The organism is Acinetobacter sp. YH12126 (assembly GCF_013418745.1).
Lineage (GTDB): Bacteria > Pseudomonadota > Gammaproteobacteria > Pseudomonadales > Moraxellaceae > Acinetobacter > Acinetobacter amyesii.
Genome location: NZ_VPBM01000016.1, coordinates 101,294 through 111,983, shown reverse-complemented (window position 1 = coordinate 111,983; position 10,690 = coordinate 101,294). Strand labels below are relative to the sequence as shown.

The following is a 10,690-nucleotide window of genomic DNA, read 5'->3' as shown; positions in this document are numbered from 1 at the left end:
ACTGTGTTTCAGAAAGCTTCTTTGAATCGATATATTTCATCCGCAGATTATGCATGAATATTTAAAATTCTTCGGTACAAATAATCAGCAAGAGACTGTTCGTTTTTTGATTTATGAAAGAGGCTTAATTTTTTATTCGATTTTTAACTTTAATAGTTGGCTAAAAGGGTTGTTTTAATGAAAGTTTTAATGGTTATTCCTTCGTTGGGTTCGGGAGGAGCTGAAAGAGTAATGTCAGGTCTAGCCAATGATTGGATAGTAAAAAAAAAATGTACTCTTGAAATTGTGGTTTTAATGGATAGTGAAGATTTTTATCATATTAATGATAATATAAAAATTCATCGACTTAATTACAATGCTGGTGGCTCATTAAAACTATTTAATTTTTTTATACTTCTTATTAAGTTAAGAAAATTAATTGAATCTGTTAAGCCTGATTTGTGTCTTAGTTTTGTTAGACAGAGTAATTTATTGACTCTTTTAGCTACTAGAAATTTAAATTGTAAAGTCGTGATTTCTGAAAGGGATAGTCCTCAAGCTTTTGTGTCTAAGTTTTATAATTTTTTAAGAAAAAAGCTATATCCTTATTGTGATGGGATGATTGTACAAACTCAAGATTATAAAAAATTTGTTCTAGATGAAATTGGAAATATTAATCAAATTGTAATACCTAATCCTGTAAGGAATATATCAACGATAAATGCAAATAAAGAGAATATTATTATTTGTGTGGGTCGTCTTATTCCTGTAAAAGGACATAAATATTTAATTGAAGCTTTTGCAAATTGTAAAAATATTGATGATTGGAAGTTAGTATTCTTGGGTGATGGAATTCTAAAAAATGAACTATTACAACAAGTCAAAAATTTAAATTTAGAGGATAATGTTAAATTTATTGGTGCCACTAAAAATGTAGATGAATGGCTGTCTCGATCTTCAATTTTCGCTTTTACTTCTATTTCAGAGGGTTTTCCAAATGCACTAGCTGAAGGTATGTCTGCTTCTTTACCATGTGTAAGTTTTAATTGTGTAACTGGGCCTAAAGATTTAATAAAACATGGATATAGTGGATATCTGATCGAAGTAGGTGATATTGAAAATTTTTCTCTAACTCTCAATATGTTAATGGAAAATACAGAACTAAGAAGCTATGTTGGATTTAATGCCAAAGAGGTTGCTAATTCACTAAATTTCGAAAATATTTCCAATCAATATTTTGATTTTTTAGTTGAAACCTATTTATTAAAAAATAATAAATTGATGTAATATGAGATTAAAATCTTTTCTATCGATTAATTTTTTTATTATGGCAAAATTTAAATGAAAGTTAGTATTGGTATTCCATTTTATAATGCAGAGTTGTTTTTAGCTGATGCTATAAAATCTGTAATTCAACAATCGTTTCAAGATTGGGAGTTAATTCTAGTTAATGATGGATCTACAGATCAGTCTTTGAGCATAGCACAAGAGTTTGCTAAGAAAGATCACCGTATTCGTGTGATTTCTGATGGGAAAAACAAGAAATTACCTACTCGTTTAAATCAAATTATTCAAGAATCTCAATATGAATATATTGCACGTATGGATGCAGATGACTTAATGCATCCTGATCGTCTAAAAATTCAATTAGATTTTTTAGAAAAAAATAAAGAGTTTGATCTTGTTTCAACCGGGGTAGTATCAATTAATGATAAAAACCAAGTTAGAGGAATACGTCGTTTGAGGGAAATTTATACAGATTTTTCTGAAGTGAAAAGACATTACCCAATAGTACATGCATCTATTTTAGCGAAAAGAGATTGGTACTTAAGAAATAAATATGATCAGAGCTTACCAAGAACTGAAGATTTTGAATTGTGGTGTAGAGCAATTTCTAAAAATGATTTAAAGTTAGCGGTGTTGCCAGAAGCTCTGTATTATTATCGGGAGGAAGGTTTAGTTACAGCTGAAAAGCTAAAAAGGTCATATAAAGATGGTTTAAATGTTTACAAAAAATATTGTAAAAAACCTAAGCTAAAAATATTAATTTCTTCAAGAATAAAGTTTTACGCTGTCGATTTATTAGATTATGTTGGTTTACTCCAAAAAATTATTAGGCTTAGAAATAAGGAGCCTATAAGCTTGGATACAATTAAATATCATGAAGCAATAATTAGTAATATATTTAATAATTAGGTGTTTTATGAAAAAAATATGTTTCATTATTACCGATGCTATTTCTTTCAATACCTTATGCAAAGGGCAACTTGAATATTTTTATAATACTAAAGAGTTTGATGTTACTTTAGTTTGTGGTGGTGATAAAAGGCAAATAGAAAATCTTAAAGCTCGTAAGGTTGGTAAGGTTGTAAAAATGCCCTTAACCAGGCAACCAAATTTACTTAACGATATAAAATGCCTATTTATGTTATGGAAATTTCTTTTAATTAATAGGTTTGACTTAATTGTATATTCTACTCCTAAAGCTCTTTTGCTGGGTAGTTTAGCGAGTGTTCTAAGTTTTCAGCCTAATCGCACTGCACTAGTAAGAGGACGAGTATATGAAAACTATACTGGTAAAAAGCGAAAGTTTTTTAGTTTTTTAGACAAAATATCTCTGTCTTTTTCTAATTATGTATTGTTTATTTCGAAATCATTAAAGCAAGTTTATTTGGATGAAAAAATAATTTCTTCTTCTAAAGCTATTATTTTAAATCAGGGATCATCGAATGGAGTTGATATACATAAGTTTTATCCTATAGAAAGCCGCGTAAACCAGAAGTTTAATATTATTATGATGGGGCGTATTTGTCATGACAAAGGAATTTTTGATTTAACCAAATTAATAGAATTAATTAAGGATTTACCATTAGAGCTTATTTTGGTGGGAAAGGTTGAAGATGAAGAATCTCAATTTGAACTTGATTATATTCTTAAAAATTATGACTTTGTAAAGTATATTCCTCACACTACGGAACCAGTGAATTATTTTCAACATGCTGATTTACATCTTTTTTTAAGCCATAGAGAAGGATTTGGAAATGTAGCTTTAGAAGCTGCGAGTTGTAATGTTCCAACATTTGCTTATGATGTTACTGGGGTAAAAGATAGTGTGCAGGATAATATAAGCGGATTAAAATTTGCTTTTCAAGATATTGAAAGCATTGCAGAAGCAATACGAAATGCAGTAGAGAACCCACAGAAATTTAAAAGTCAATTTTCTAATTCTCGAGATTGGGCAATTAAAAATTTTGAGCAGAAGAAAGTATGGAATAACTATTTAAATTTCTATCAAAAAATTTCAGATAGTAAACTAACTCATGATTAAACGCCTTCTCGATATTATCATCGCTTCCATCGCCCTGATCCTGCTTTCACCACTTTATGCCTTTGTGGCTTACAAAGTGAAAAAAAATCTGGGCTCTCCGGTCTTGTTTCGCCAGGTGCGTCCCGGTTTACATGGCAAGCCCTTTGAGATGATCAAGTTCCGCACCATGAAAGATGCTGTGAACGAGCAGGGTAACCCATTGCCAGACAGTGAACGTTTAACGCCTTTTGGTCAAATGCTGCGCTCCACCAGTCTGGACGAAATGCCGGAACTGTGGAACGTAATCAAAGGTGATATGAGTATTGTCGGCCCACGCCCATTACTGATGGAATATCTGCCGCTTTATAATGCCGAACAAGCTAAACGTCACAATGTGCGTCCAGGTATGACCGGTCATGCACAGGTCAATGGCCGTAATGCGATTAGTTGGGAAGAAAAGTTCAAGCTTGATACCTGGTATGTGGAAAATCAATCCATCTGGCTCGACTTTAAAATCATGTTTAAAACGGTACATAAAGTTTTAGCAAAAGATGATATCAGTGCCGAGGGTGAAGCGACCATGAGCAAATTTACCGGTACAAAAACGGACAATCTCCATGATTGAAATCTATGCAGTCTATGGCGCTTCAGGTTGTGGCCGAAGCTTGATGCCTGTGGCTCGCCAGCAATTACAGCGTCAGAATATAAATGCCGAAATCTATTTTATAGATGACAGTCTGATCGAAGAAATGACGGTTAATGGACATAGAGCGTTAAATTATGCAACATTTAAAAATCTAAAGGCTGATAGAAAGTCAGTTCTCATTGCGATTGCCAATAGTCAAATTCGTGAAAAAATTGCGATAAAACTTGAAGAAGATGCAATTGAGTTATGGACTGTTCAGGCAGATAATGTTGTGCGTATGGATAATGCTGAAATTTCCCCAGGCGCTGCATTAAGCCCATTTGTGACAATTACTTCTAATATCAAAATTGGGAAGTGTTTCCACGCCAATTTATATAGCTATGTAGAACATGATTGTGTAATTGGCGACTATGTTACTTTTGCTCCTGGAGTAAAATGTAACGGCAATATTCATATTCATGATCATGCCTATATTGGTACTGGTGCCGTGATTAAACAAGGCACGCCAGACAAACCTTTAGTGATTGGTAAAGGCGCCATTGTAGGTATGGGCGCAGTAGTGACCAAAAGCGTACCCGCAGGCGTGACCGTTGTGGGTAACCCCGCACGAATTTTAGAGAAAAAATAAATTTAGCTTTTAAATATTTTAGGAACCATCATGTTAAACACTGCATTTGAACCATGGCCAAGCTTTAGTCAACAAGAGGCTAATGCTGTATCTCAAGTTTTACTCTCTAATAAAGTTAATTATTGGACGGGACAAGAGTGCCGTGAGTTTGAAAAAGAGTTTGCACAATTTGCCGAGACTCAATATGCAGTGGCACTTGCCAATGGTACTGTTGCATTAGATGTGGCTTTAAAAGCATTAGGTGTAGGCGCGGGTGATGACGTGATTGTTACTTCACGTACCTTTTTAGCTTCGGCAAGTTCAATTGTAACCGCAGGCGCAAATCCAATTTTTGCTGATGTAGAGCTGGATTCACAAAACATTTCACGCCGCACTATTGAAGCAGTATTAACGCCAAATACCAAAGCCATTATTTGTGTGCATTTGGCAGGTTGGATGTGTGATATGGATCCAATTATGCAATTGGCGCAAGAAAAAGGTCTTTATGTGATTGAAGACTGTGCCCAAGCGCATGGTGCTAAATACAAAGGTAAATCTGCGGGTTCTATTGGTCATATTGCAGCATGGTCATTTTGCCAAGACAAAATTATGACCACAGGCGGCGAGGGTGGTATGGTCACTACTAATGATGAAGGTCTGTGGAAAAAAATGTGGTCATATAAAGACCATGGTAAAAACTTTGACAGTATTTACAACAAACAACACCCACCGGGTTTCCGTTGGTTGCATGATTCGTTTGGTACCAACTGGCGCATGATGGAAATGCAGGCTGTGATCGGGCGTATCCAACTGAAAAAGATGTCCGAATGGACAGTACAGCGTAATGCAAATATGGAAAAAATTTTTGCTGCATTTGCAGATAGCCCATATTTTACAGTTCATCGCCCATCAGATGATTATGTACATGCTGCCTATAAATGCTATGTACAAGTCAATACTGATGCTTTACCAGAAGGCTGGTCACGTGACCGAATCATGACTGAAATTAATGCAGAAGGTATACCATGCTTTAGTGGGTCTTGTTCAGAAGTCTACCTGGAGCATGCTTTTGATGACACACCATGGCGTCCGAAAGAACGTTTAAAGAACGCTCAAAAACTGGGTGAAACCAGTCTAATGTTCCTCGTGCATCCAACGTTAACAGAAAATAATATTCAAACAACTAAAGATGTTATTCAGCAGGTGATTAGTCGCATATAATTCTCTAGGATTCAATCATGTAAAGTGTATCTTTATAGGTACACTTTAAACATTTATCCAAGTTTTTACCTCAATTCTCTCTAATATTTAATATGGGGTAAAAATTTATAAATAATTATTGAGAAGACACAGCAAGTGAAATCTATCATTCTACCTTTAGTTGAATCTCCACGTGCGGCTAAACAGACATTTTTAGTTATTTTGGACTTCTGCATATTTCCCGTCCTGATCTGGCTTTGCTATGCCATTCGTCAATTCGATCTGGGTGCAGAAGTCGTTCCAAATATTCCTTTTGGCACAATTTGGGTAAGTGCCATTGCCGTATTGGCTTTATTTGTTTGTGGTGTTTATCGTTTTATTGTTCGTACTTTTAATGAATTTTTTATTGTTAAATTAGGGCTAGCCACTGTTCTGGCAGTCATTGGTTTGTATTTGCTTGCGTATGCCACACATGCGTTCATTCCTACTTCTATTCCTTTGATGTTTGGCTTCATGATGTTTGCCTGGGTCTGGTTTAGTCGGGGATTGATCCGCTTTATTGTTCGTTCTTACTTATATGCAGGAGTATCGAAAAAACGGATTGCGATTTACGGTGCAGGTTATGCGGGACAGCAGGTTGCAGCAACTTTAAATCGTTCTAATGAACATTTACCAGTCATGTTTATTGATGATAATCCTTCATTGAGCGGTCAGAATATTGGGGGAATTCAAGTTTATGCGCCAGAAACTGCATTAAAATCTTTTACCAAATTACGTATTGATGAAATTCTGATTGCTCTTCCTTCAGTGGGACGTATCCGCAAAAGCGAGATTGTAAAATTCTTGGAACCTGCCCATTTAAAAATTACTGAAATTCCAGGGCTGACTAAACTGGTCAATGGTGAAATTCGAGTTTCTGATATTCAGGAAGTCGATATTATTGACCTTCTAGGACGTGATCCAGTCCCCCCTGTCGCAGAACTACTAGAAAAAAATATCAAAGATAAAGTCGTGATGGTTACAGGGGCAGGAGGCTCCATTGGCTCAGAGCTATGTCGTCAAATTATTAAAAATCAACCGGTAAAACTTATTATCTATGAGCTGACAGAGTTTGCTTTATATAGTATCGATAAAGAATTACGTCTTAGTGCCAGCTGTGAAATTATTCCAATTCTAGGTTCGGTAGTGGATGAAAGTAAACTGGAACGGGTCATTGAGCAATACGGTGTTCAAACCGTCTATCATGCGGCAGCTTATAAGCATGTACCCTTGGTGGAATGTAACCCTATTGCAGGTTTACAAAATAACTCAGTAGGTACGGCATTTAGCGTAAATGCTGCGGTTAAAAAAGGCGTAGAAACTTTTGTACTCATTTCCACCGATAAAGCTGTGCGTCCAACCAATGTCATGGGCGCATCCAAACGTATGGCAGAGCTATATTGTCAGGCTATGGCAGTGGCACAACAAAAAACGCAAATTAGTATTGTGCGTTTTGGTAATGTACTCGGCTCATCAGGTTCGGTCGTGCCATTATTTAAGCAGCAAATTGCCAAAGGTGGCCCAATTACTGTGACACATCCAGATGTCACGCGTTACTTTATGACTATTCCTGAAGCATCACAGTTAGTGATTCAAGCGGGTGCTTTGGGTACGGGCGGTGATGTATTTTTATTAGACATGGGTGAGCCTGTGCGTATTCAAGATCTAGCACGCCAAATGATTGCTTTAAGTGGTTTAAAAGTGCGTGAAGAGGGCAGTATGAGCGGTGATATTGCAATTGAATATTCAGGTTTACGTCCGGGTGAAAAACTCTATGAAGAGCTATTGATCGATCAAGAAGATACCGAAATTACTGAACACAGCCGAATTTTACGTTCATTTGAAAAGCAGTATCCTTTAGATGAGTTACTTGTTGTATTTGAACGTTTAAATCAGTTAACTGCAGTAGACGATGATATTCAATGGGCACTTACTCAGCTTGAGCATTATGTTGATGGTTATCAACGTGGCAAAGAGATTAGAGTCAATTAAGGGTCAATATGAGTACAATTTTAGTTACAGGTGGAGCAGGTTATATTGGCTCACACACTTGCCTACAACTTTTAGAGCAAGGTTATCAAGTTGTCGTCTTAGATAATCTAGCCAATAGTTCGATTGAAGCGCTTCATCGTGTACAACGCCTTGCGAATAAAGTGCTTACGTTTATTGAGGGTGATATTCGCGATAGTCATCTGCTTGATCAAATTTTTAATAACTATCAAATTGATGCAGTCATTCATTTTGCTGGTTTAAAAGCGGTAGGTGAGAGTCAGACCAAGCCACTTGAATATTTTGACAATAATATTTCAGGTTCAGTGACTTTATTGAATGCAATGCAAAAGGCGCAGGTATTTAATTTAGTCTTTAGTTCATCTGCTACGGTGTATGGTGAGCAGCATCAATCACCGCTTAATGAAAGCATGCCTACAGGCAATACCACCAATAATTATGGCTATACCAAACTGATTGTAGAGCAACTGCTACAAAAATTAGCATTGAGTGAGCCACGTTGGTCCATTGCTTTATTACGTTATTTTAACCCTGTAGGTGCACATCACAGTGGTCAAATTGGGGAAGATCCGCAAGGGACTCCTAATAATCTCATGCCATATGTGACCCAAGTTGTGGTAGGTTTAAGAGAGAAATTGGCTATTTTTGGTAATGATTATGCCACTATAGATGGCACGGGTGTACGTGATTATGTTCATGTTGTTGACTTAGCCAGTGCACACTTAGCAGCGCTACAATATCGTTTAAAACAAACGGGTTGCGATGCGTGGAATATTGGTACTGGAAAAGGCGTATCGGTATTAGAAGTCATTGCTGCCTTTGAGCAAGTGAATGGTGTAAAAGTCAATTATGAGTTTGCGCCACGGCGTGATGGTGATATCGCAACTTGTTTTGCAGATAATAGCAAAGCAGTCAGCGAGCTAGATTGGCAACCGAAATTTGGGTTATCCGATATGTTACGCGATAGCTGGAATTGGCAAAAAAACAATCCAAATGGATATCGTGAACCATCATAAGTATCAAACATAGATCAATAACTTAAATCATTGGGGTGGTTCATCAATATCAGCTTGGATTAGCTTTGAATTTTGAATGTCTTTTTTATTGAGTGTTAGATATAGTGAATGTTTGATGATGAGTCATTGTAAATTGAGTCCTCATTATTTTTTTAACGGGGGACTCAATTGAGGCTTATGATTGGAATTTAGAACATGTGTTGAGCGGGTGCTTACGACGGCATGAAGATATAAGCACATTCATAGATGTAGAATGCATGTGGACACCATCTACCTACAATTATTCAAAACAAGATAAATGCCTCGCGATATTCTGTCGCCAGATTTTTATCTCATCTAAGGTATATTCGACGGATGAATTCGACTTCTTAGGGTGATTGATCATTTTTACCATCCCCCATTTTGAAAGTTTTTCTTTCTTTGGCCAACGCAATGAATGTTTTATGATTAATGTGGTCAGCTCTTTGATAATCTTTTCATCATACTCTGTTTGCAAATTCCATTGCATTAAAAGAGTAGAAATGTTTTTTGCCTGGTCATCAAGATCGATTTCAAAGATACTAAAAGGCCTCTTTTTGTAATTAAATCTAAACTCTAGTAAAGAACGAGGCTGATCTCGATGAATGAGATAATTTAATCGTGATTTACCGACTTTAGGTAGTCGATGATAATATGGTTCTTCTGATGTCAATTTGATAATCTCTGCGTCATTTAAACCTATCATCACCTGTTTAAATGCATCAAAGCCTTTACTGAAATATTCTGCGTATTCAGCATCTTCTGCAAGCCCCATGAATTCACCTTGGCGAACGGTCCCTAAGATAGAGGGTTCATCTGTTGCAACCACCTCAGGATCATCGAGGATGCCTTGTTCTTCTCCATATGGTTGATTTGCTCCTTTGCGTTTGATATATCGTTTTGCTGTACAGATGGGTTGCTGAAAACTAAGCAAGACGGGTTCAGATTTGATAATCACCATCCCTTTATCAGAGTTTGCTTCTTGAACATCATCGATCTTAGGCTCATCCGGCATTTTTTCAATGCCATAACCACCTTTTACTTTATCACTGGTAACTTCATTTTGTTTTTGGATGAAGCGGGTGCTAGAAAATTCAATTAAATCAGGCAGCTTGGAGGGTATATGCTTAATTTCGAGAATTTCATTAATATAAATCTGATTCGATTTTTTTGAATAGTAAGCTTTTACAGTGATTTCGGTGTTTTTTAAAGATGGACAACTAAAGTCAAAGTTCCATAGTTCTGTTGATTGGTCTGTATATTTTTGTGCCATAAAATGAGCATGGATACTTTTATAGCAGGCTTTAATTTCACGATTAATTAAAATCCAAGCCAATACACTGCGCATTTCAACAGACTCATATAGCGCAGCCGGAAAACTTTTTGGCACCAATTCATGAATGATGTAATGCGCTTTCGAGATTTCCTGTACAGCAAATTCTAGATCTAAAAATTCTGGATGAAGTGCATTGCGAGCAAGGTAGGCATTATGAAAAAATAAGGCACGTGCCAGTTCAATTTTGGGTAAATGTACCCAAGTATTTTCATAGCGCTGCTCTACATCTGTCATAACCTGAGATACTTGGTTTTGCCGGTTGTAGACGTTGCAACTGTTATGCCAACGTCTAAGATGCTCAATTTTATAGGTCAAAATGAGGGGTTCTAGTAATTTACAATTGGGTGTTGGATTTAGACATTTTTGGCGTGCAAAAAGATGCATATTTGAGAATCTATACCCTAGAGTATATTGTTTTTTCGATGCCAGCTCTTGCAGATGGAGTTTAATCTTCCACGCTTTGTTTCTCTGCTCTTTATAAATAGGGCCGATAGAACGAATAATCGTATTTTCAGGAAAGTCTTTTAGCATT

The 10,690-nt window shown here is 36.3% G+C and carries 9 protein-coding genes; 8 read left to right on the top strand and 1 reads right to left on the bottom strand.

Annotated elements, in window-relative coordinates; all coding sequences use genetic code 11:
- The first annotated feature begins 177 nt into the window (after nt 1-177).
- The 8 genes from FTU62_RS12325 to galE all read left to right on the top strand — a co-directional run bounded on the left by FTU62_RS12325 (nt 178) and on the right by galE (nt 8,804).
- Nucleotides 178-1,266, top strand: a complete 1,089-nt coding sequence (locus FTU62_RS12325; RefSeq protein WP_180102821.1) for a glycosyltransferase family 4 protein — start codon at nt 178-180, stop codon at nt 1,264-1,266.
- 54 nt (nt 1,267-1,320) lie between these two features.
- The gene (locus FTU62_RS12320) at nt 1,321-2,175 is read left to right on the top strand and encodes a glycosyltransferase family 2 protein (protein WP_180102820.1); all 855 of its coding nucleotides are present in this window, start codon (nt 1,321-1,323) and stop codon (nt 2,173-2,175) included.
- A 7-nt stretch (nt 2,176-2,182) separates the two neighbouring features.
- Complete coding sequence (locus tag FTU62_RS12315; protein WP_131229780.1) at nt 2,183-3,307, top strand: glycosyltransferase; 1,125 nt, start codon at nt 2,183-2,185, stop codon at nt 3,305-3,307.
- Nucleotides 3,300-3,911: a sugar transferase gene (locus FTU62_RS12310; protein WP_180102819.1), complete on the top strand. Its 612-nt coding sequence runs from the start codon at nt 3,300-3,302 to the stop codon at nt 3,909-3,911. Before FTU62_RS12315 ends, FTU62_RS12310 begins: the two co-directional genes overlap by 8 nt.
- Nucleotides 3,904-4,560 carry a NeuD/PglB/VioB family sugar acetyltransferase gene (locus FTU62_RS12305; RefSeq protein WP_180102818.1) on the top strand — a complete coding sequence of 219 codons (657 nt, stop codon included), beginning with the start codon at nt 3,904-3,906 and terminating at the stop codon, nt 4,558-4,560. Before FTU62_RS12310 ends, FTU62_RS12305 begins: the two co-directional genes overlap by 8 nt.
- Nucleotides 4,561-4,590: 30 nt before the next feature.
- On the top strand, nt 4,591-5,760 hold the full coding sequence (locus FTU62_RS12300; RefSeq protein WP_180102817.1) for a DegT/DnrJ/EryC1/StrS aminotransferase family protein: 1,170 nt from the start codon (nt 4,591-4,593) through the stop codon (nt 5,758-5,760).
- A gap of 135 nt (nt 5,761-5,895) precedes the next feature.
- Entirely contained in the window at nt 5,896-7,770 is a 1,875-nt protein-coding gene (locus FTU62_RS12295; protein ID WP_180102816.1) for a nucleoside-diphosphate sugar epimerase/dehydratase, read from the top strand.
- An 8-nt stretch (nt 7,771-7,778) separates the two neighbouring features.
- On the top strand, nt 7,779-8,804 hold the full coding sequence (galE, locus tag FTU62_RS12290; protein WP_180102815.1) for a UDP-glucose 4-epimerase GalE: 1,026 nt from the start codon (nt 7,779-7,781) through the stop codon (nt 8,802-8,804).
- A 280-nt stretch (nt 8,805-9,084) separates the two neighbouring features.
- On the opposite strand, the gene FTU62_RS12285 is transcribed toward galE, so the two are convergent.
- A complete protein-coding gene (locus FTU62_RS12285) occupies nt 9,085-10,689 on the bottom strand; it encodes a Tn7-like element transposition protein TnsE (protein ID WP_180102814.1) in 1,605 nt (534 codons plus the stop codon).
- Between the last annotated feature and the right edge of the window lies 1 nt (nt 10,690).

Coding starts and splice junctions, on each gene's coding strand:
- FTU62_RS12285 (WP_180102814.1), bottom strand. CDS start 10,689: ATGCTAAAAGACTTTCCTGAAAATACGATTATTCGTTCTATCGGCCCT.
- FTU62_RS12310 (WP_180102819.1), top strand. CDS start 3,300: ATGATTAAACGCCTTCTCGATATTATCATCGCTTCCATCGCCCTGATC.
- FTU62_RS12315 (WP_131229780.1), top strand. CDS start 2,183: ATGAAAAAAATATGTTTCATTATTACCGATGCTATTTCTTTCAATACC.
- FTU62_RS12320 (WP_180102820.1), top strand. CDS start 1,321: ATGAAAGTTAGTATTGGTATTCCATTTTATAATGCAGAGTTGTTTTTA.
- galE (WP_180102815.1), top strand. CDS start 7,779: ATGAGTACAATTTTAGTTACAGGTGGAGCAGGTTATATTGGCTCACAC.
- FTU62_RS12325 (WP_180102821.1), top strand. CDS start 178: ATGAAAGTTTTAATGGTTATTCCTTCGTTGGGTTCGGGAGGAGCTGAA.
- FTU62_RS12305 (WP_180102818.1), top strand. CDS start 3,904: ATGATTGAAATCTATGCAGTCTATGGCGCTTCAGGTTGTGGCCGAAGC.
- FTU62_RS12300 (WP_180102817.1), top strand. CDS start 4,591: ATGTTAAACACTGCATTTGAACCATGGCCAAGCTTTAGTCAACAAGAG.